Source organism: Streptomyces flaveolus, from assembly GCF_000716535.1.
Taxonomy (GTDB): Bacteria; Actinomycetota; Actinomycetes; order Streptomycetales; family Streptomycetaceae; genus Streptomyces; species Streptomyces flaveolus_A.
In genome coordinates this window covers 296997-316167 of sequence record NZ_JNWV01000006.1, presented here as the reverse complement: position 1 = coordinate 316167, position 19171 = coordinate 296997, and the positions used below count along the sequence as shown (strand labels likewise).

At 70.4% G+C, this 19171-nt stretch carries 21 protein-coding genes; 7 read left to right on the top strand and 14 right to left on the bottom strand.

Annotation, left to right across the window (positions count from 1 at the left end; genetic code table 11):
- Positions 1-43 precede the first annotated feature (43 nt).
- Both OO52_RS08000 and OO52_RS07995 read right to left on the bottom strand, forming a co-directional pair.
- Complete coding sequence (locus OO52_RS08000) at positions 44-580, bottom strand: TetR/AcrR family transcriptional regulator (RefSeq protein ID WP_030642428.1); 537 nt, start codon at positions 578-580, stop codon at positions 44-46.
- Positions 580-903: a DMT family transporter gene (locus OO52_RS07995; protein WP_030642426.1), complete on the bottom strand. Its 324-nt coding sequence runs from the start codon at positions 901-903 to the stop codon at positions 580-582. Before OO52_RS07995 ends, OO52_RS08000 begins: the two co-directional genes overlap by 1 nt.
- 119 nt (positions 904-1022) lie before the next feature.
- Between OO52_RS07995 and OO52_RS07990 the strand changes: the two genes are divergently transcribed.
- Positions 1023-1766 carry an AbfB domain-containing protein gene (locus OO52_RS07990; RefSeq protein ID WP_051818280.1) on the top strand — a complete coding sequence of 248 codons (744 nt, stop codon included), beginning with the start codon at positions 1023-1025 and terminating at the stop codon, positions 1764-1766.
- A 53-nt stretch (positions 1767-1819) separates the two neighbouring features.
- Here the strand turns inward: OO52_RS07990 and OO52_RS07985 are convergent, their stop codons facing one another.
- From OO52_RS07985 to OO52_RS07950, 8 genes are read right to left on the bottom strand one after another with little or no spacing between them, the layout of a single operon-like run.
- Positions 1820-2152 (bottom strand): metal-sulfur cluster assembly factor, encoded by a 333-nt coding sequence (locus tag OO52_RS07985; protein WP_014671974.1) that lies wholly within the window; start codon positions 2150-2152, stop codon positions 1820-1822.
- Positions 2149-2616, bottom strand: coding sequence for a Fe-S cluster assembly sulfur transfer protein SufU (gene sufU / locus OO52_RS07980; RefSeq protein WP_030642422.1), 468 nt, complete (start codon positions 2614-2616; stop codon positions 2149-2151). The genes OO52_RS07985 and sufU overlap by 4 nt, the downstream gene beginning before the upstream one ends.
- Before the next feature lie 18 nt (positions 2617-2634).
- On the bottom strand, positions 2635-3891 hold the full coding sequence (locus OO52_RS07975) for a cysteine desulfurase (RefSeq protein WP_030642418.1): 1257 nt from the start codon (positions 3889-3891) through the stop codon (positions 2635-2637).
- Complete coding sequence (gene sufC, locus OO52_RS07970) at positions 3888-4652, bottom strand: Fe-S cluster assembly ATPase SufC (protein WP_030642416.1); 765 nt, start codon at positions 4650-4652, stop codon at positions 3888-3890. The genes OO52_RS07975 and sufC overlap by 4 nt, the downstream gene beginning before the upstream one ends.
- A 7-nt stretch (positions 4653-4659) precedes the next feature.
- Complete coding sequence (locus tag OO52_RS07965; protein WP_014671978.1) at positions 4660-4980, bottom strand: non-heme iron oxygenase ferredoxin subunit; 321 nt, start codon at positions 4978-4980, stop codon at positions 4660-4662.
- A complete protein-coding gene (sufD, locus tag OO52_RS07960; RefSeq protein WP_030642414.1) occupies positions 4977-6161 on the bottom strand; it encodes a Fe-S cluster assembly protein SufD in 1185 nt (394 codons plus the stop codon). The genes OO52_RS07965 and sufD overlap by 4 nt, the downstream gene beginning before the upstream one ends.
- 55 nt (positions 6162-6216) lie before the next feature.
- The gene (gene sufB, locus OO52_RS07955) at positions 6217-7638 is read right to left on the bottom strand and encodes a Fe-S cluster assembly protein SufB (RefSeq protein WP_014671980.1); all 1422 of its coding nucleotides are present in this window, start codon (positions 7636-7638) and stop codon (positions 6217-6219) included.
- The gene (locus OO52_RS07950) at positions 7635-8369 is read right to left on the bottom strand and encodes a helix-turn-helix transcriptional regulator (RefSeq protein WP_030642411.1); all 735 of its coding nucleotides are present in this window, start codon (positions 8367-8369) and stop codon (positions 7635-7637) included. The genes sufB and OO52_RS07950 overlap by 4 nt, the downstream gene beginning before the upstream one ends.
- A 184-nt stretch (positions 8370-8553) precedes the next feature.
- Here OO52_RS07950 and OO52_RS07945 point away from each other — a divergent pair, with 184 nt between their 5' ends.
- Genes OO52_RS07945 through OO52_RS07930 form a run of 4 tightly spaced genes read left to right on the top strand, consistent with a single transcriptional unit; the run spans position 8554 to position 12160 of the window.
- Positions 8554-9369: an aminoglycoside N(3)-acetyltransferase gene (locus tag OO52_RS07945; RefSeq protein WP_030642409.1), complete on the top strand. Its 816-nt coding sequence runs from the start codon at positions 8554-8556 to the stop codon at positions 9367-9369.
- Positions 9370-9399: 30 nt separating this feature from the next.
- Entirely contained in the window at positions 9400-10323 is a 924-nt protein-coding gene (locus tag OO52_RS07940; RefSeq protein WP_030642407.1) for an ABC transporter ATP-binding protein, read from the top strand.
- Positions 10324-10373: 50 nt separating this feature from the next.
- Positions 10374-11090 carry an ABC transporter permease gene (locus OO52_RS07935; RefSeq protein ID WP_051818290.1) on the top strand — a complete coding sequence of 239 codons (717 nt, stop codon included), beginning with the start codon at positions 10374-10376 and terminating at the stop codon, positions 11088-11090.
- Between the two features lie 59 nt (positions 11091-11149).
- Positions 11150-12160, top strand: a complete 1011-nt coding sequence (locus OO52_RS07930; RefSeq protein ID WP_030642403.1) for a COX15/CtaA family protein — start codon at positions 11150-11152, stop codon at positions 12158-12160.
- A gap of 1 nt (position 12161) precedes the next feature.
- Here OO52_RS07930 and OO52_RS07925 read toward each other — a convergent pair whose 3' ends face one another.
- The 4 genes from OO52_RS07925 to OO52_RS07910 form a co-directional block, all read right to left on the bottom strand.
- Positions 12162-12899, bottom strand: a complete 738-nt coding sequence (locus OO52_RS07925) for a nucleotidyltransferase (RefSeq protein ID WP_030642401.1) — start codon at positions 12897-12899, stop codon at positions 12162-12164.
- Positions 12900-12917: 18 nt separating this feature from the next.
- A complete protein-coding gene (locus tag OO52_RS07920) occupies positions 12918-14024 on the bottom strand; it encodes an amidohydrolase family protein (RefSeq protein ID WP_030642399.1) in 1107 nt (368 codons plus the stop codon).
- 178 nt (positions 14025-14202) lie between these two features.
- Positions 14203-14523, bottom strand: coding sequence for a hypothetical protein (locus OO52_RS07915; RefSeq protein WP_030642397.1), 321 nt, complete (start codon positions 14521-14523; stop codon positions 14203-14205).
- Between the two features lie 58 nt (positions 14524-14581).
- The gene (locus OO52_RS07910; RefSeq protein ID WP_199819922.1) at positions 14582-15553 is read right to left on the bottom strand and encodes a heme o synthase; all 972 of its coding nucleotides are present in this window, start codon (positions 15551-15553) and stop codon (positions 14582-14584) included.
- Between the two features lie 364 nt (positions 15554-15917).
- On the opposite strand from OO52_RS07910, the gene tkt reads away from it, so the two are divergent.
- On the top strand, positions 15918-18005 hold the full coding sequence (gene tkt / locus OO52_RS07905) for a transketolase (protein ID WP_030642394.1): 2088 nt from the start codon (positions 15918-15920) through the stop codon (positions 18003-18005).
- A gap of 33 nt (positions 18006-18038) precedes the next feature.
- Entirely contained in the window at positions 18039-19157 is a 1119-nt protein-coding gene (tal, locus tag OO52_RS07900) for a transaldolase (RefSeq protein WP_030642392.1), read from the top strand.
- The last annotated feature ends 14 nt before the right edge of the window (positions 19158-19171 follow it).

The window sequence follows — 19171 nt, the reverse complement described above, 5'->3', positions numbered from 1 at the left end:
GGGGTGGTGAGGGCGAACCGCGTCTCACGTGCCGGGCGCGGGTTCAGGGGATCAGCCGAGCCAGCGTGGCGCGCGCGTACTCCTCGTCGTAGGAACCGCCCGTCAGCAGCACCTGGAGGCAGATGCCGTCCATCAGCGCGAGCAGGGCCCGCGCCGTGACCGGGTCCGTGCGGCGGGCCAGCAGCGCGGCGGCCTGCTCGGTCCACTCCGCGGCGACGGGGCGCAGCGCCGGGCGGCGCAGCGCCGCCAGGTACAGCTCGTACTCCAGCTCCACGCCGGTGCGCTCGCCCGCCAGCCACTCCCCGAGCGCCCGGGCGAGATCCGCGGCGAGGTCGCCCTCGCCGCCGCCTTCCGGCAACAGCTCGGCCAGCACCCGGCCGAACCCCTCGTTCGCCTGCCGCAGCGCGGCCACCAGCAGCTCTTCGAGGGTGGCGAAGTGGTACGTCGTGGAGCCGAGCGGTACGTCCGCCTCGGCGGCGACCGTGCGGTGGCTCAGCCCGGCGATGCCGTCCCGGCCGACCACGCGGATCGCCGCGTCGATGATCCGCTGCCGGCGGCCGGGGTCGTAGCGGCGCGGCATCAGTGCGTCGCCCCGCCCAGGTTGAGCACCACCACTCCCCCGATGATCAACAGGATCCCGGCGACCTTGGTCGGGCTCAGTCCCTCGCCGAACAGCAGCAGGCCGAGGACGGCGATGGTCGCGGTGCCCACGCCGGACCAGATCGCGTACGCCGTACCGATCTGCACGGTCTTCAGCGTCTGGGCGAGCAGCGCGAACGAGACGACGTACCCCAGCGCGGTCACGAGCGAGGGCCAGAGCCGGCTGAATCCCTCGCTGTACTTCATCGCCGTCGTGGCGGCGACCTCGGCGGCGATGGCACCGGAGAGCAGCAGATACCCCATATGTACGAGCGTACACAGCGATGCGTACGGCCGTACCCGACAAGAAAGTTGCAGTTTCATGGAAACCGCTCGCTGAATCGGCCCACGGCCGGCTCGCGCCTCCACTACTGTGCGGGCCCGTGCCCGCAAACACCCCCCGCGCCCGAAGACTCCGGCTGGCCGCCGCACTGGCCCTGGCGACCGTGGCCGCCTGCGTGACCGCCCTCACCATGAACGACGAGCCCGCGGAACGGAGAACCGCCACCGCGCCCATCACCCCGCCGGACGACGGCCCCGGCCTGCTCTCCTTCGCCACCCCGTCCACCCCACCGGCTTCCGCGCGGAACGAGCCGGAGAAGCCGTCACAGCGGCCCTCCGCCCTCAACTCCCCCGCGCCCCACACCCGTCCGAAGCACACGCCCGCCAAGTCACCCGGTCCCCCGGCGAGTTCCCCGAAGCCGGTGGAGCACGGGACCTCCGTCCGCTCCGTCAACTACCCCGACCGCTACTGGCACCTCAGCGCCGGCCTGGTGAGGCTCGACCCGGTCACCTCGGCCCCGGCCCGCCGTGCCGCCACCTTCACCCGCGTCAAAGGCCTCGCCGACGCCCGCTGCTGGTCCTTCGCCACGGCCGACGGCAGCTACCTGCGCCACCGTGAGTTCCTGCTCCGCGCCGAACCCGACGACGGCTCCCGCCTCTTCACCCAGGACGCCACGTTCTGCCCCCGCCCCTCCGCCCACGCCGGCGCCGTCACCCTGGAGTCGCTGAACTACCCCGGCCGCTTCCTCCGCCACCAGAGCTTCCAGTTGAGACTGGACCCGTACCAGAACACGGACCTCTACCGCGCGGACTCCGCGTTCCGGTTGGTGGACGGGCTCTCCTGAGCACGCGAAAGGGGCCGCGGCACATGGCCACGGCCCCTGTCACAGGCTCTGTGTCAGACGTTGAACCCGAGCGCCCGAAGCTGCTCCCGGCCGTCGTCCGTGATCTTGTCCGGCCCCCACGGCGGCATCCAGACCCAGTTGATGCGGAGTTCGTTGACGAGGCCGTCCGTGGCGGACTTGGCCTGGTCCTCGATGACGTCCGTCAGCGGGCAGGCCGCCGAGGTCAGGGTCATGTCGATCGTGGCGACGTTGGAGTCGTCGATGTGGATGCCGTAGATCAGGCCGAGGTTGACGACGTCGATGCCCAGCTCGGGGTCGACCACGTCCATCAGGGCCTCGCGGAGTTCTTCCTCCGAGACCGGCTTCATCTCTGCGGTGTCGGTCATGCCGTCTTCCTTTCGGCGTCGGCGCCACCCAGCGCCTGGGCCGTCGCGTCCTTCCACGCCATCCAGCTCAGGAGGGCGCACTTGACCCGCGCGGGGTACTTGGAGACACCGGCGAACGCGACCGCGTCCTCCAGCACCTCCTCCATCGCGTCGTCGGGCTCGATCTTGCCCTTGGACTGCATCAGCTCCAGGAAGGTCTCCTGGATCTTCCGCGCCTCGGCCAGGTCCTTGCCGACGAGGAGCTCGTTGAGCACGGAGGCGCTCGCCTGACTGATCGAGCAGCCCTGGCCCTCGTACGAGACGTCCTCGATCTTCGTGCCGTCGTACTTCACGCGCAGGGTGATCTCGTCGCCGCAGGTCGGGTTCACATGGTGCACCTCGGCGTCGCCATCCCTCAGACCACGCCCGTGCGGGTTCTTGTAGTGGTCCAGGATGACGTCCTGGTACATCGAGTCCAGCTTCACGGTCTCAGCTCACGCCTCTCAGCCGAAGAAGTTCCGTACGTGCTCCAGGCCGTCGACCAGAGCGTCGATCTCGGCCGGCGAGGAGTACAGATAGAACGACGCTCGCGTGGTCGCAGGAATTCCGTAGCGGAGGCAGACCGGACGGGCGCAGTGGTGGCCGACGCGGACCGCGATGCCCTGCTCGTCCAGGACCTGGCCCACGTCGTGCGGGTGGATGTCCCCGAGCGTGAAGGAGATCGCCGCCCCGCGGTCCTCGGCCGTCGTCGGGCCGATGATCTTCAGGTCGGGGACCTCCGCCAGGCGCCGCACCGCGTACTCCGTCAGCGCGTGCTCATGGGCGAGGATCCTGTCCATGCCGATCGACTGGAGGTAGTCGATCGCCGCTCCGAGGCCGACCGCCTGGGCGATCGGGGGCGTGCCCGCCTCGAACTTGTGCGGGGCGGGGGCGTACGTCGAGGAGTGCATCGAGACCGTCTCGATCATCTCGCCGCCGCCGAGGAACGGAGGCAGGTCCTCCAGCAGCTCCTGGCGGCCCCAGAGGACGCCGATGCCGGTCGGGCCGCACATCTTGTGGCCGGTGAAGGCCACGAAGTCGGCCTGGAGGGCCTGCACGTCCAGCGGCATGTGGGGCGCGGCCTGGGAGGCGTCGATGCAGACGAGGGCGCCGACCTCCTGGGCGCGGCGGATTATCGTCTCGACCGGGTTGACCGTGCCCAGGATGTTGGACACCAGCACGAAGGAGACGATCTTCGTCTTCTCGGTGATGATCTCCTCGATGTTCGACAGGTCGAGACGCCCGTCGTCCGTGAGGCCGAACCACTTCAGCTTCGCGCCCGTGCGCTGCGCCAGCAGCTGCCACGGCACGATGTTGGAGTGGTGCTCCATCTCCGTGATGACGATCTCGGTCTCGTGGTCCACCCGGTAGGGCTCGTCGGCCCAGCCCAGCATGTTCGCCACGAGGTTCAGCGACTCGGAGGCGTTCTTGGTGAAGATCACCTCGTCGCGGCTCGGCGCGTTGATGAACTCGGCGACCTTGTCGCGCGCGCCCTCGTACAGCGCCGTGGCCTCCTCGGCGAGCACATGCACACCGCGGTGGACGTTGGCGTTGTAGCGCTCGTAGTACTCGCTCAAAGCGTCCAGCACCTGGCGCGGCTTCTGCGAGGTCGCCGCGTTGTCCAGGTACACGAGCTTCTTGCCGTCGTGGACGACTCGGTCCAGAACGGGGAAGTCCTTGCGGATCGCCTCGACGTCGAGGAGGCCCGGCAGCTGTGTCACGCGGATGCGCCACCCTTCGTGTATGCCTCGTAGCCCTCGTCCTCCAGCTTGTCGGCGAGCTCGGCGCCGCCGGACTCCACGATCCGGCCGGCGGAGAAGACGTGGACGAAGTCGGGCTTGATGTAGCGCAGGATGCGCGTGTAGTGCGTGATCAGCAGGGTGCCGACCTCGCCGGTCTCGCGGACGCGGTTGACGCCCTCGGAGACGATGCGGAGGGCGTCGACGTCCAGACCGGAGTCGGTCTCGTCCAGGATCGCGACCTTCGGCTTGAGCAGCTCGAGCTGAAGGATCTCGTGGCGCTTCTTCTCACCGCCGGAGAAGCCCTCGTTGACGTTGCGCTCGGCGAAGGCCGGGTCCATGTTGAGGCGCTCCATGGCCTCCTTGACCTCCTTCACCCAGGTGCGCAGCTTCGGGGCCTCGCCGCGGATGGCGGTGGCGGAGGTGCGCAGGAAGTTGGAGACCGAGACGCCGGGGACCTCGACCGGGTACTGCATCGCCAGGAACAGGCCCGCGCGGGCGCGCTCGTCGACGGACATCTCCAGGACGTCCTCGCCGTCGAGCAGGACGGTGCCGCTGGTGATCGTGTACTTCGGGTGACCCGCGAGGGAGTAGGCGAGGGTCGACTTGCCGGAGCCGTTGGGGCCCATGATGGCGTGCGTCTCGCCCTGCTTCACGGTGAGGTCGACGCCCTTGAGGATCTCCTTCGTGGCGTTGTCGGCCTCGACGGTGACGTGCAGGTCTCGGATTTCAAGCGTTGCCATGGGTGCCTCAGGACTCCTGGGTGAGGGAGACGAGAACGTCGTCCCCTTCGATCTTTACGGGGTATACGGGGACGGGGCGCGTCGCGGGGAGGCCGGACGGCTTGCCGGTGCGCAGGTCGAAGGCGGAGCCGTGCAGCCAGCACTCGATCTGGCAGTCCTCCACCTCGCCCTCGGAGAGGGAGACGTTCGCGTGGGAGCAGATGTCGTAGATCGCGAACACCTCGCCCTCGGTCTTCACGACCGAGACCGGCGTGCCGTCGAGTTCCACCCGCTTCGGGGTGTCCTCCTCCAGCTCGCTCAGCCCACAGGCGCGTACGAACGACGTCATGCGACCGAAGCCTCCAGCTCTTCCTCGATCTTGGCGAGCAGGCGCTCCTCGATGTCGGCGACACCGATCTGCTGGACCAGCTCGGCGAAGAAGCCGCGGACCACCAGGCGGCGGGCCTCGTGCTCCGGGATGCCGCGGGCCATCAGGTAGAAGAGCTGCTCGTCGTCGAAGCGGCCGGTGGCGGAGGCGTGCCCGGCGCCGACGATCTCGCCGGTCTCGATCTCCAGGTTCGGCACCGAGTCGACGCGCGCGCCGTCCGTGAGGACCAGGTTGCGGTTCATCTCGTAGGTGTCCGTGCCCTCGGCCTTGGCCTCGATGAGCACGTCACCGATCCAGACCGCGTGCGCGTCGTCGCCCTGGAGCGCGCCCTTGTAGACGACGTTCGACTTGCAGTGCGGGGTGTTGTGGGTGACCAGCAGGCGGTGCTCCTGGTGCTGCCCGGCGTCGGTGAAGTACAGGCCGAACAGCTCGGCCTCGCCGCCGGGGCCGGCGTACTCCACGCGCGGGTGCAGGCGGACCACGTCGCCGCCGAAGGTCACGACCACGGACTTGAAGGAGGCGTCCCGGCCGACCAGCGCGTTGTGCTGGGCGACGTGGACGGCCTTGTCGTCCCAGTCCTGGACGGAGACGACGGTCAGCTTGGCGCCGTCCCCGAGGAGGTAGTCGACGTTGGCGGCCAGCACCCCGTCACCGGTGTGGTCGATGACCACGACGGCCTCGGCGAAGGCACCCAGCTCGATCACCTGGTGGCCGAAGGCGGTGCCGCCCTGGCCGTGCACGGCGATGCGGATCGGCTCGGTGAGGACGGTCTCCTTGGGGACGGTCACGACCAGGGCCTTCTCGAAGGCGGAGTACGCCTGGGCGGCGACACGGTCCACCGGGGTGCCCGCCTTGCCGAGGCGCGCGTCGCCGCGGCCGACGGTCTCGACGGTGACGGCCTCGGGGGCGTGGACGTCGACCTTCACGCCGTCGCCGTTCGCGACGGCGGTGCCGTCGTGCAGCCCGCGCAGGCGCTCCAGCGGGGTGAACCGCCACTCCTCCTCACGGCCGTGCGGGACCGGGAAGTCCGCGACGTCGAAGGACGGGGGCGCGCTCATGCGCGAGACGACGGTCGACTCCGCGGCGACCGCGATCGAGCCCGCGGTGGTGGAACCCACGGGGATGTTCTGGGCCTCAGCCATGGCTGTCGTAGTGCTCTCTCTCTGAGTAAGACGTGTGCCGGCGATGGGGGCGGTCTTAACCGACCGCGCCCTCCATCTGCAGCTCGATCAGCCGGTTGAGCTCCAGCGCGTACTCCATCGGCAGTTCCTTGGCGATCGGCTCGACGAAGCCGCGCACGATCATCGCCATCGCCTCGTCCTCGGACAGGCCGCGGCTCATCAGGTAGAAGAGCTGGTCCTCGGAGACCTTGGAGACGGTGGCCTCGTGGCCCATGGAGACGTCGTCCTCGCGGACGTCGACGTACGGGTACGTGTCCGACCGGGAGATGGTGTCGACCAGCAGCGCGTCGCAGAGCACGTTCGACTTCGACCCGGCGGCGCCCTCGCCGATCTCGATCAGACCGCGGTAGGACGTACGGCCGCCGCCGCGCGCGACCGACTTCGAGACGATGTTGGACGACGTGTTCGGCGCCATGTGGACCATCTTGGCGCCCGCGTCCTGGTGCTGGCCCTCGCCCGCGAAGGCGATGGACAGGGTCTCGCCCTTGGCGTGCTCGCCCATCAGGTAGACGGCCGGGTACTTCATCGTCACCTTGGAGCCGATGTTGCCGTCGATCCACTCCATGGTCGCGCCCTCGTAGGCAACGGCGCGCTTGGTGACCAGGTTGTAGACGTTGTTCGACCAGTTCTGGATGGTCGTGTAGCGGCAGCGGGCGTTCTTCTTGACGATGATCTCGACCACCGCGGAGTGCAGCGAGTCCGACTTGTAGATCGGCGCGGTGCAGCCCTCGACGTAGTGCACGTAGGCACCCTCGTCGACGATGATCAGGGTCCGCTCGAACTGGCCCATGTTCTCCGTGTTGATACGGAAGTAGGCCTGGAGCGGGATCTCGACGTGGACGCCCTTCGGCACGTAGATGAAGGAGCCGCCGGACCACACGGCGGTGTTCAGCGCGGCGAACTTGTTGTCGCCGGCCGGGATGACCGTGCCGAAGTACTCCTTGAAGAGCTCCGGGTGCTCCTTCAGCGCGGTGTCGGTGTCGAGGAAGATGACGCCCTGCTCCTCCAGGTCCTCGCGGATCTGGTGGTAGACGACCTCCGACTCGTACTGGGCGGCGACACCGGCGACGAGGCGCTGCTTCTCGGCCTCCGGGATGCCCAGCTTGTCGTAGGTGTTCTTGATGTCCTCGGGCAGGTCCTCCCAGGACTCCGCCTGCTTCTCCGTGGAGCGCACGAAGTACTTGATGTTGTCGAAGTCGATGCCCGAGAGGTCCGAGCCCCAGTTCGGCATCGGCTTCTTCTCGAAGAGCTTCAGGCCCTTCAGGCGCAGCTTCGTCATCCACTCCGGCTCGGACTTCTTGCCCGAGATGTCGCGGACGACGTCCTCGTTCAGGCCGCGCCTGGCGGAGGCACCGGCCACGTCGGAGTCGGCCCAGCCGTATTCGTACTTGCCCAGGCCCTCCAGCTCAGGGTGGGCAGTCTCCGTGGGGAGAGTCATGCGGGGTTCCTCCCGGCCGTGCTTGCAGGTGCGTCAGTGGAAATCTCGGGGATGAACGTCGTGCAGACGCCGTCGCCGTGCGCGATGGTCGCCAGTCGTTGGACGTGGGTGCCCAGCAGCTCGGCGAAGATCTCCGTCTCCGCCTCGCACAGCTGCGGGAACTGTTCCGCGACGTGTGCGACCGGGCAGTGGTGCTGGCAGAGCTGCTCGCCGACCGGTGCGCTGCGCGCCGTAGCAGCGTACCCGTCGGCGCTCAAGGCCTTGGCCAGCGCTTCGGCGCGTTTGTCGGGGGTCACCGCCTCGATCGCCTCGCGGTACGCGCTCGCCTGGGCGGCGATCCGGGCGCGGGCGAAGGCGGCGACCGCCTCGGGGCCGCCCCCCTGCTCGGCGATCCAGCGGAGCGCGTCCACGGCGAGCTTGTCGTACGACTGGTCGAAGGCGTCCCGGCCGCAGTCGGTGAGCGCGAAGACCTTCGCGGGGCGGCCGCGCGTGCGCGTGCCGTACACCCGCTGCTCGCGGGCCTCCACGACGTCGTCGGCCACCAGCGCGTCCAGGTGACGGCGGACGGCCGCCTGGGTCAGCCCCAGCCGGCCGGCGAGTTCGGCGACGGTCGACGGCCCGTGGTCCAGGATGGAGCGCGCGACCCGGTTGCGCGTCGAACGCTCACCGGTCGCTAGCTCCTCCTGAGGGGCCCCCGTGGGGGTCTCCCGAGCCTCGCCGACGTTTTTCACAACGCCATTGTTGCGTAATTCCGCGGAGCCTGACAAGCGCCGTCCGGATCACCCCACGGTGCCCTACGTCACTTAGGCATACCTAAACTGACCTGCGGAAACGATCATCTGATCGATCATCCAGGGTCGCCGGCAAGGGCAAACCGGTGGCGCCGCGCGTGCCCGTCCGGGAGACTCCCGAACCATGCCCACACCCCCTCCGACCGGCCCTCTTGTCACCCGGGACGACATCGCCGCACAGCTGCGACTGCTCGGTGTCCAGGCCGGTGAGACGCTCCTCGTGCACTCCTCGCTCAGCTCACTCGGCTGGGTCAACGGAGGCGCGATCGCGGTCGTCCAGGGGCTCCTGGACGCGCTCGGTCCGGCGGGCACGCTCGTCGTTCCCACCCAGACGGGCGCCCTGTCCGATCCGGCCGTCTGGGCGAACCCGCCGGTGCCCGAGGAGTGGTGGGACCGGATCCGCGCCACCATGCCGCCGTACGACCCGCTGATCACCCCCTCCCTCGGGGTCGGCGTGGTCCCGGAGACCGTGCGCACCTGGCCGGGTGCCGTGCGCAGCGCCCACCCGCAGACCTCCTTCGCGGCCGTCGGCCCCCGCGCGCGGGAGATCACCGACGGCCACGCGAGCGACTGCCGGCTCGGTGAGCACAGTCCCCTCGCCCGGCTGGAGAAACTGGGCGCCCGCGTGCTGCTGCTGGGCGCGGGCTACGACTCCTGCACCGCCTTCCACCTCGCCGAGTACCGGATACCCGCGCCGCGCGTGACGGTCGGCCGGCCCGCTCCCGGCGGCGGCTGGGAGACCGTGACCGAGGTGTCGATCACCTCCGACCGGTTCGACGAGCTGGGACACGACTTCGAGCGGGACCGGCCGGTCGTGCGGGGAAAGGTGGGCGCGGCGGACGCCAGGCTGTTCCCGGTGGCCGACGCCGTGGCCTACGCCGAACGGTGGCTGCCGCTGCACCGGCCCCGTGCGGAGGACTTCCCGCACCCGCCCGCCTGAGGAGCAAGCGGTCTCCCTAGACTCTGGACCATGCGAAGTGAGCCCGTGGTCCAGGTCCAGGCCTTGGTGAAGCGGTACGGCACGAAGACCGCGGTGGACGGCCTCGACCTGGTGGCCCAGCCGGGCGTGACCGCCGTACTCGGCCCCAACGGGGCGGGGAAGACGACCACGGTCGAGACCTGCGAGGGGTACCGGAAGCCGGATTCCGGCACGGTGCGCGTCCTGGGCCTCGACCCGGTGCGGCAGTCCGCCGAGCTGCGTCCCCGCATCGGCGTGATGCTCCAGTCCGGAGGCGTGTACTCCGGCGCCCGGGCGGAGGAGATGCTGCGCCACATGGCGAAGCTGCACGCGCACCCGCTGGACGTCGACGCCCTCGTCGAACGCCTCGGCCTCGGCTCCTGCGGCCGGACCAGCTACCGCCGGCTGTCCGGCGGCCAGCAGCAGCGGCTCGCGCTCGCCATGGCCGTCGTGGGCCGCCCGGAGCTGGTGTTCCTGGACGAGCCGACCGCCGGACTCGACCCGCAGGCGCGCCGGGCCACCTGGGACCTGGTGCGGGACCTGCGCGCCGACGGCGTCTCGGTGATCCTCACCACGCACCACATGGACGAGGCCGAGCAGCTCGCCGACGACGTCGCGATCATCGACGGCGGCCGGGTCATCGCCCAGGGCACCCCGGAGGAGCTGTGCAAGGGCGGCGCCGAGAACACCCTGCGCTTCACCGGCCGGCCCGGCCTCGACGTCGGCTCCCTGCTCAAGGCGCTCCCGGCCGACTGCACGGCCGCCGAGCTGACCCCGGGCTCCTACCGGGTCGTCGGCAAGGTCGACCCCCAGCTGCTGGCCACGGTGACGTCCTGGTGCGCCCAGCACGGGGTGATGCCGGACCGGATCTCGGTGGAGCGGCACACGCTGGAGGACGTCTTCCTGGAACTGACCGGCAAGGAGCTGCGCTCGTGACCACGGCGGGTACGTACACCCCGAAGCCCGGAGCCGCCCCGCTCCCCCGCATGATCGCGGCGCAGGCGGCGCTGGAGACGAGGATGCTGCTGCGCAACGGCGAGCAGCTCCTGCTGACGGTCGTCATCCCGACCCTGCTGCTGGTGCTCTTCAGCTCGGTCGACATCGTGGACACCGGCAAGGGCGAGGCGGTCGACTTCCTCGCCCCCGGCGTCCTGGCCCTGGCCGTGATGTCGACGGCCTTCACCGGCCAGGCCATCGCCACCGGCTTCGAGCGGCGCTACGGCGTCCTGAAGCGGCTCGCCTCCTCGCCGCTGCCCCGCTGGGCCCTGATGACCGCCAAGACGGCGTCCGTGCTGGTCACAGAGGTCCTCCAGATCATCCTGCTGACCGTCATCGCCTTCGCGCTGGGCTGGTCCCCGCACGGCAACCCGGCCGCCGTCCTGCTGCTGCTCGTCGTCGGCACCGCCGCCTTCTCCGGGCTCGGCCTGCTGATGGCGGGCACGTTGAAGGCGGAGGCGACGCTGGCCGCCGCCAACCTGGTCTTCCTGCTGCTGCTCGTCGGCGGCGGCGTCATCGTGCCGCTGGAGAAGTTCGGCTCGACGGGTGAACAGGTGCTCGGCCTGCTGCCGATCTCCGCCCTGTCGGACGGCCTGCGGGACGTGCTCCAGCACGGCGCCGGCATGCCCTGGGCCGACCTGGGCGTTCTCGCCGTCTGGGCGGTGGTGGGCCTGGCCGCGGCCGGGAAGTTCTTCCGCTGGGAGTGACCCGTGCCGCACGCGTGGGAGCGGACCCTCGTGAACGCGTGCACAAGCGGCGGCCTACGATGGTGCGCGTGCCAAAGCTGAACCGCGCCGACGCCGAAGCCGCCCTGCGCAACCCGCTCGCCTTCATCGCCGACCGCTGGACCCCGGACCCCCGGACCGTCCGGCGGGCGGCGCTCGCCGCGCTCGTGATGTCGGTGGTGATCGTCGTGACCGGCGGCGCCGTCCGCCTGACCGGCTCGGGCCTCGGCTGCCCGACCTGGCCCACCTGCACCGACGACTCCCTGACCACCACCCGGGCCATGGGCTTCCACGGGGTCATCGAGTTCGGCAACCGGATGCTGACGTACGTGCTGTGCGCGGCCGTCGGCTGGGCGATCATCGCGGCCCGGGCCGGGAAGCCGTGGCGGCGCGGCCTGACCCGGCTGGGCTGGGCCCAGTTCTGGGTGGTCATGGGCAACGCCGTGCTCGGCGGCATCGTCGTCCTGGTCGGTCTCAACCCGTACACCGTCGCCGCGCACTTCCTGCTCTCCACCGCCCTGATCGCCATCGCCACGGTGATGTGGCAGCGCACGCGGGAGGGCGACGAGGCGCCGCGTCCGCTGGTCGGCAAGGCGGTGCAGCAGCTGGTGTGGTTCCTGGTGCTGGCGTCCGTGCTGCTCATCGCGGTCGGCACCGTGGTGACCGGGGCCGGGCCGCACGCCGGCGACTCCAGTGAGGTGGATCGCATCCCGATCGACTGGGAGACGGTCGCCAAGCTGCACGCGGTGCTCGCCTGGATCGTGGTGACGCTCACGTTCGCCCTGTGGTTCGTCCTGAAGGCGGTCGACGCGCCCCAGGGCCCCCTGGCCCGGACGCGTGAGCTGTTCATCGTGCTGCTCGCCCAGGGCGTGATCGGTTACGTGCAGTACTTCACGCACCTGCCCGAGGTCCTGGTCGCCCTGCACATGCTCGGTTCGTGCCTGATCTGGATCGCCACCCTGCGCGTCCTGCTGTCGCTGCGCGAGCGCCCGGAGACCGGGCTGGGCCTGCCGGGCCCGTCGGCCGAGGTGCCGGTGGGCACGCGGGCGTGAGTCACCCGTACGTGGTGACGAGGGCGTCGATCGCCGGCCCCAGATATCCGCGGGTCAGCTCGGCCCGGCGGGCGGGCCAGCCGGCGGGGGCCGGGGCCGGGGTGTCGTAGCGGCGGCGGGTGATGTCCTCGACGACCTCCGCCGGAGCGCCCAGCGCCACCAGCTCGGTCAGGGCCTCCCGCTTGGAGATCAGCCGGCCCTCGCGCAGGGTCACGGTGGCCCGGGCGAAGGTCAGCAGGCCGAGGTCGACCCAGATGTCCTGCCGCCACAGCCGGGGCTTGTCCACCGCCGACCGCCAGAACTCGCGCTGGTCGCGTACGACGAAGTCGGCGAGCTGCCGGTCCGGTACCGGCGGGAGCAGCGCGGCCGGGGCCTCACCGTGCAGCACGCGTCCGAAGGCGTGCAGCTCGCGCCGGGTGACGGGGGTGACGGGTCGGCGCGTCACCCGTCCGTGCGCCCAGGTGAGGTGCGGGCGGTCCGCGTCGGGCAAGGTGGCCGGCGTGAGGTAGCTGCAGTGGAGCTTCGCCGCGAGGGGCTCGCTCCGCTGCCTTCTGTGCCGCGCCACGAGCCGTCGTACGGTTCCCAGGGTCAGCGGGCCCGGCAGGACGGCGATCAGGTCGAGGTCGCTGCGGCCCTCCTGGTAGTCGCCGCCGGCCAGTGAACCGTGCGCCCAGACGGCGTGGGGCCGCAGGGGCAGCAGGGCGTGCAGGAACCCGTCGAGCAGCGATGCGGTCGTCATCCGCTCAGTCTGGGTGGCTCACCCGAGCCCGTACACCCGTCGCGCGTTGTCCGCCGCGATCATTCTCGCCACCCGCTGGGCGTCCTCCAGGGACCAGGCGCCTTCGCCGACCCAGTTGCCCAGCACACGGCCCAGCGCCTCGCGGAAGAGACGGGCGCCGACGACATGCAGCTCCGGCAGGCCCCGCGCACCGGTGGAGAAGAGGATCTTGCCGAAGGGGGCCAGTTCCAGGATCTCGGCGAGGACGGTGGCCGCCCGGGCGCCGGTGCGGACGAGCGCGGCGCCGGAGTCGGCGTAGACGTGCGGGAAGACACCGGCCAGGTGGGCGGCGTGGCGGTGGTACGGGTAGCCGTGCAGCAGGATCAGGTCGGTGCCGAGCCCGGCGGTGGCCCGGACGAAGTCGGTGAGCAGCACCGGGTCCGTGCGGTCGATGCGGGCGCCGGGCTCGCCGAGGCCCGCGTGCAGTTGCAGGGGCAGGCCCGAGGCGACGGCGATCCACAGCAGGTGCCGGAGCAGGACGGGGTCGGTGAGCGCGCCGCCGACACGCCGTCCGGCCAGCCAGCGGCCCGCCGCGCCCCGCACCTCCCCCGGTCCCGGCGGCTCGGGCGCGAGGGCCAGGCCGTGTCTCAGGCCGGCGACGGAGGTGAAGGCGACGGCGTCGGCCGCGGCTCCGTGCACCGACTCGGCGAGGTTGGCGAGGAAGGACTCGACGGTGCCGGAGGTGTCGGCGACCTGCTCCGCGAGGGGTTCGAGCCGGATGATCTCGCGGGCCTGGGCCGCCGCCGCGGAGGCCAGTTCGGTGGGGCCGGTGAGGTCGCCGGGCAGCCCCGTGTCGACCAGGTACGTCGTGACGCCGCTGCCGCGCAGCAGTCTGCGGCCCGACTCCAGGACGCCCAGTTCGCGGCGCCGGGCCAGATAGCGGGCGGGCGGGCAGTGCGGTTCGAGGCCCAGCAGGGGCGGGCACCAGCGCCGTACGGCGAAGCCGGTCTGGGTGTCGAAGAGGGTGGTGCCCGGGGCCGGGGGCCCCTCGGTGCGGGCGAGCTGGGCCTCGAAGGTGCCGAGGCCCAGTTCCGTGCGCAGTACGCCGTGGCAGTACTGGTCCACGAGGGACGGCGTCTCGATCATCCCGGTCTCCCCGCGTGCGCTGGCTTTGACCGGCCTAACGGGTGAACGGGGTGTGAGGTCGCGGATGAGCCCGGGACTGCTCGCGGTCCGGCGGCCACGGGACGTCCCGTGCCGCGCGCGCCCCCGCGGCCGGGCCGCGTGCCGAGGAGGGCGCCGCGCCCCGTCGGGGGCGCGTGGTTCAGCCGCCCACCTGGATGCCGGCCATCCGCTTCCACTCGTACGGGCCCGTCCGCACCTTCGCCGCGAACTCGCCGTCGAAGGACTCGTGGACGGTGATGCCGGCCTTCTCCACCGCCTGCCGGGCGATCTCGCTGCTGGGGGCGACCAGGTCACCCCAGCCGCCGTCCTCGCCGACGAGGACGATGCGGGCGCCGCGCTCGCCGATGTGGGCGACCTGCCCCTCGGCGCCGCCGTGGGCCTTGGAGAAGGCGCTGATCTCCCGGGCGAGCCTGGCCACCTTGCGCTCGGCCTTCGCGTCAACCTGCTGCGTGTCTGCCATGGTCAGGATGCTACCGACGAGTAGATCGACTGGCGAGAGCAGGCCGTTGTGACATGCGTCAGCGCAGGAACGGGTCCACCGCGATCGCCACGAACAGCAGCGACACATAGGTGATCGACCAGTGGAACAGCCGCATCTCCTTCAGTTTCGCGCCCGTGACCTCGGCCTTCGCCCGGTTCTGCAGCGCGTGCGCCTCCCACAGCCACCAGCCGCCGGCGACCAGCGCGACGGCCGTGTAGAACCAACCGGTGTAGCCGAGGGGGGTGAGGAGCAGGGAGACGGCGACCATGACCCAGCTGTAGACGACGATCTGCCGGGCCACGACCTTGTTGGAGGCGATGACCGGGAGCATCGGCACGCCCACGCGCGCGTAGTCGTCCTTCACCTTCATGGACAGCGGCCAGTAGTGCGGCGGGGTCCAGAAGAAGATCACCAGGAACAGGATGACCGGCGCCCAGGAGATCGAGTTCGTCACGGCCGACCAGCCGATGAGCACCGGCATGCAACCCGCGATGCCGCCCCACACGATGTTCTGCGAGGTACGCCGTTTGAGGAGCATCGTGTAGACGACGACGTAGAAGAGGAGCGCCCCGAGCGAGAGCCAGGCGCTCAGCCAGTTGACGGTGAAGCCGAACAGCAGCGTCGAGACGACCGCGAGGGCGATGCCGAAGACCAGGCACTCGGCCGGGCTGACCATGCCGGTCACCAGGGGCCGCTGCGAGGTGCGGTCCATCAGGGCGTCGATGTCCCGGTCGATGTACATGTTCAGCGCGTTGGCGCCGCCCGCCGACAGATAGCCGCCGACACAGGTGAGCAGGACCAGCGTGAGGTCGGGCACGCCCTGCTGCGCGAGGAACATCACCGGAACGGTGGTGATGAGCAGCAGCTCGATGATCCGCGGCTTGGTCAGCGCCACGAACGCCTTGGCACGGGCCCCGAACGGCCGGTGAACCGGGCCTTGGCTCGCACCCCCGAGCACACCTGCTGGACGGGATTCGACGGCCGTCACGCACACCCCTGACAGAGACATCCCAGCAAGCCCCCCCGTGTGAAGTCCCGGTAAAGGCTCGCGCGTACCACGCCACTTTAGACGTTGCCCATACCCCGCCCTTCGCGGGGGTGGGGTCGTGTTGACGCACGCCCCATAAGAGGGGTCCCCGCACTCGATTGAGCGCTCAGATGACCGGCTCCGTATTCATGTGCCAAATGCCGTTCCCGGCCGGTCGGGAGGCGGATCGCGCGGACTCCCGGCAGTCTGGAATCACTCGAAAAAACGCACGTCCTTACGGGGGTAGGCTCGACAGCGGCCGGCGGGCGACAAGCACGCCGGCGGCCGGGTGGGCGCATGCCCCGACGACCGGCGACCGACATGTGGAGAGGAGCCCTGACCCAGGGTGAGCACAAAGCCGACCACCACAGACCTTGAGTGGACCGAGCTGGACCAGCGGGCCGTGGACACCGCCCGTGTCCTGGCCGCAGACGCCGTACAGAAGGTCGGCAACGGCCATCCCGGTACGGCGATGAGCCTGGCCCCGGCCGCCTACACCCTCTTCCAGAAGGTGATGCGGCACGACCCGGCGGATCCGGAGTGGGTCGGCCGCGACCGCTTCGTGCTGTCCGCCGGACACTCGTCCCTGACCCTCTACACCCAGCTCTACCTGGCCGGCTTCGGCCTGGAGCTGGACGATCTGAAGTCGTTCAGGACGTGGGGTTCCAAGACCCCCGGGCACCCGGAGTACGGGCACACCAAGGGCGTCGAGACCACCACGGGCCCGCTGGGTCAGGGTGTCGCCAACGCGGTGGGCATGGCGATGGCCGCCCGCTACGAGCGCGGTCTGTTCGACCCCGAGGCCCCGGCCGGCGAGTCACCCTTCGACCACTTCATCTACTGCATCGCCGGTGACGGCTGCCTCCAGGAGGGCATCTCCGCCGAGGCGTCCTCCCTGGCCGGCCACCAGAAGCTCGGCAACCTGATCCTGCTGTGGGACGACAACCACATCTCGATCGAGGGCGACACCGAGACGGCCGTCTCCGAGGACACCGTCAAGCGGTACGAGGCCTACGGCTGGCACGTGCAGCGGGTGGAGGCCCATGAGAACGGCGACCTGGACCCGCGGGCGATCTTCGCCGCGATCCAGGAGGCGAAGAAGGTCACCGACCGGCCGTCGTTCATCGCGATGCGCTCCATCATCGCCTGGCCGGCCCCGAACGCCCAGAACACCGAGGCCGCGCACGGCTCGGCGCTGGGCGAGGAGGAGGTCGCGGCCACCAAGCGCGTCCTCGGCTTCGACCCGGAGAAGTCCTTCGAGGTCGCCGACGAGGTCATCGCGCACACCCGCAAGGCGCTGGAGCGCGGCGCGGAGGCGAAGTCCGAGTGGGAGAAGTCCCTCCAGGTGTGGCGCGAGGCCAACCCGGAGCGGGCCGCCGAGTTCGACCGGATCAGCAGGGGCGAGCTGCCCACCGGCTGGGAGGAGAAGCTCCCGGTCTTCGAGCCCGGCAAGGGCGTCGCGACGCGTGCCGCGTCCGGCAAGGTGCTCCAGGCGCTCGGCGCGGTGATCCCCGAGCTGTGGGGCGGCTCCGCCGACCTCGCCGGCTCGAACAACACCACCATCGACAAGGACAGCTCCTTCCTGCCCGAGGGCAACCCGCTGCCCGAGGCCAACCCGTACGGCCGCACGATCCACTTCGGCATCCGCGAGCACTCGATGGGCGCGGAGCTGAACGGCATCACCCTGCACGGCAACACCCGTGTCTACGGCGGAACCTTCCTCGTCTTCTCCGACTACATGCGCAACGCGGTGCGCCTGTCGGCCCTGATGCACCTGCCGGTGACGTTCGTGTGGACGCACGACTCCATCGGCCTCGGCGAGGACGGCCCCACCCACCAGCCGGTCGAGCACCTGGCCTCGCTGCGCGCGATCCCCGGTCTGAACATCGTGCGTCCGGCGGACGCCAACGAGACCGCCATCGCCTGGCGCGAGATCCTGCGCCGCTGGACCAAGGAGTTCGGCAAGGGCCAGCCGCACGGCCTCGCGCTCACCCGCCAGGGCGTGCCGGTGTACGAGCCGAACGAGGACGCGGCCAAGGGCGGCTACGTGCTGTTCGAGGCCGACGGCGGCGAGCCGCAGGTGATCCTGATCGCCACCGGTTCCGAGGTGCACGTGGCCGTGGAGGCCCGTGAGCAGCTCCAGGCCGAGGGCGTGCCCACGCGCGTCGTCTCGATGCCGTCCGTGGAGTGGTTCGAGCAGCAGGACCAGGGGTACCGGGACTCCGTGCTGCCGCCGTCCGTGAAGGCCCGCGTCTCGGTCGAGGCGGGCATCGGCCTGACCTGGCACAAGTACGTCGGAGACGCCGGCCGCATCGTTTCCCTGGAGCACTTCGGTGCTTCCGCCGACGGCAAGGTGCTCTTCAAGGAGTTCGGCTTCACCGCGGAGAACGTGGCCGCGAAGGCGCGGGAATCCCTCGCCGACGCTCAGCGCTGACGCTCACATACGACACGTAGGAGATGTAATTCCATGACAGACGCACTCAAGCGCCTCTCCGAGGAAGGCGTCGCGATCTGGCTGGACGACCTGTCGCGCAAGCGGATCACGTCCGGCAACCTCGCCGAGCTGATCGACCAGCAGCACGTCGTGGGCGTCACCACCAACCCGACGATCTTCCAGAAGGCGATCTCCCAGGGCGACGGCTACGACCAGCAGCTCTCGGACCTCGCCGCCCGCAAGGTCACCGTCGAAGAGGCCATCCGCATGATCACGACGGCGGACGTCCGGGACGCCGCCGACATCCTGCGGCCGGTCTTCGACGCCACCGACGGCCAGGACGGCCGGGTCTCCATCGAGGTGGACCCCCGCCTCGCGCACAACACCAAGGCGACCGTCGCCGAGGCCAAGCAGCTGGCCTGGCTGGTGGACCGCCCCAACACCCTGATCAAGATCCCGGCCACCCAGGCGGGTCTGCCGGCGATCGCCGAGACGATCGGCCTCGGCATCAGCGTCAACGTCACGCTGATCTTCTCGCTGAAGCGCTACCGCGCGGTCATGGACGCCTACCTGACCGGTCTGGAGAAGGCGAAGGAGCGGGGTCTCGACCTGTCGAAGATCCACTCCGTGGCGTCCTTCTTCGTGTCCCGCGTGGACACCGAGATCGACAAGCGGCTGGACGGCATCGGCACCGACGAGGCCAAGGCGCTGCGCGGCAAGGCCGCCGTCGCCAACGCGCGTCTCGCCTACCAGGCGTACGAGGAGGTCTTCTCCTCGGACCGGTGGAGCGCGCTGGAGAACGCGGGCGCCAACAAGCAGCGTCCGCTGTGGGCGTCGACCGGCGTGAAGGACCCGGCGTACCCGGCCACCCTCTACGTCGACGGGCTCGTCGCCCCGAACACGGTCAACACCATGCCGGAGGCCACGTTGGAGGCCACCGAGGCCCAGGCCGAGATCACCGGCAATGCCATCGCCGGCACCTACGAGCAGGCGCGCGCCGACCTCGACGCGCTGGAGAAGCTCGGCATCTCGTACGACGACGTCGTGCAGGTGCTGGAGGACGAGGGCGTCGAGAAGTTCGAGGCGTCCTGGATCGACCTGCTGAAGTCCACCCAGGCGGAGCTCGAGCGCCTCGCCCCTTCGGAGGGCTGATTTGTCACCCGTTT

Bases quoted from the DNA above. Each gene is read 5' to 3' on its own strand.
- OO52_RS08000 (WP_030642428.1), bottom strand. From the start codon at position 580: ATGCCGCGCCGCTACGACCCCGGCCGCCGGCAGCGGATCATCGACGCG.
- OO52_RS07995 (WP_030642426.1), bottom strand. From the start codon at position 903: ATGGGGTATCTGCTGCTCTCCGGTGCCATCGCCGCCGAGGTCGCCGCC.
- OO52_RS07985 (WP_014671974.1), bottom strand. From the start codon at position 2,152: ATGACCGACACCGCAGAGATGAAGCCGGTCTCGGAGGAAGAACTCCGC.
- sufC (WP_030642416.1), bottom strand. From the start codon at position 4,652: ATGGCAACGCTTGAAATCCGAGACCTGCACGTCACCGTCGAGGCCGAC.
- OO52_RS07965 (WP_014671978.1), bottom strand. From the start codon at position 4,980: ATGACGTCGTTCGTACGCGCCTGTGGGCTGAGCGAGCTGGAGGAGGAC.
- sufD (WP_030642414.1), bottom strand. From the start codon at position 6,161: ATGGCTGAGGCCCAGAACATCCCCGTGGGTTCCACCACCGCGGGCTCG.
- sufB (WP_014671980.1), bottom strand. From the start codon at position 7,638: ATGACTCTCCCCACGGAGACTGCCCACCCTGAGCTGGAGGGCCTGGGC.
- OO52_RS07945 (WP_030642409.1), top strand. From the start codon at position 8,554: ATGCCCACACCCCCTCCGACCGGCCCTCTTGTCACCCGGGACGACATC.
- OO52_RS07940 (WP_030642407.1), top strand. From the start codon at position 9,400: ATGCGAAGTGAGCCCGTGGTCCAGGTCCAGGCCTTGGTGAAGCGGTAC.
- OO52_RS07935 (WP_051818290.1), top strand. From the start codon at position 10,374: ATGATCGCGGCGCAGGCGGCGCTGGAGACGAGGATGCTGCTGCGCAAC.
- OO52_RS07930 (WP_030642403.1), top strand. From the start codon at position 11,150: ATGGTGCGCGTGCCAAAGCTGAACCGCGCCGACGCCGAAGCCGCCCTG.
- OO52_RS07925 (WP_030642401.1), bottom strand. From the start codon at position 12,899: ATGACGACCGCATCGCTGCTCGACGGGTTCCTGCACGCCCTGCTGCCC.
- OO52_RS07920 (WP_030642399.1), bottom strand. From the start codon at position 14,024: ATGATCGAGACGCCGTCCCTCGTGGACCAGTACTGCCACGGCGTACTG.
- OO52_RS07915 (WP_030642397.1), bottom strand. From the start codon at position 14,523: ATGGCAGACACGCAGCAGGTTGACGCGAAGGCCGAGCGCAAGGTGGCC.
- OO52_RS07910 (WP_199819922.1), bottom strand. From the start codon at position 15,553: ATGTCTCTGTCAGGGGTGTGCGTGACGGCCGTCGAATCCCGTCCAGCA.
- tal (WP_030642392.1), top strand. From the start codon at position 18,039: ATGACAGACGCACTCAAGCGCCTCTCCGAGGAAGGCGTCGCGATCTGG.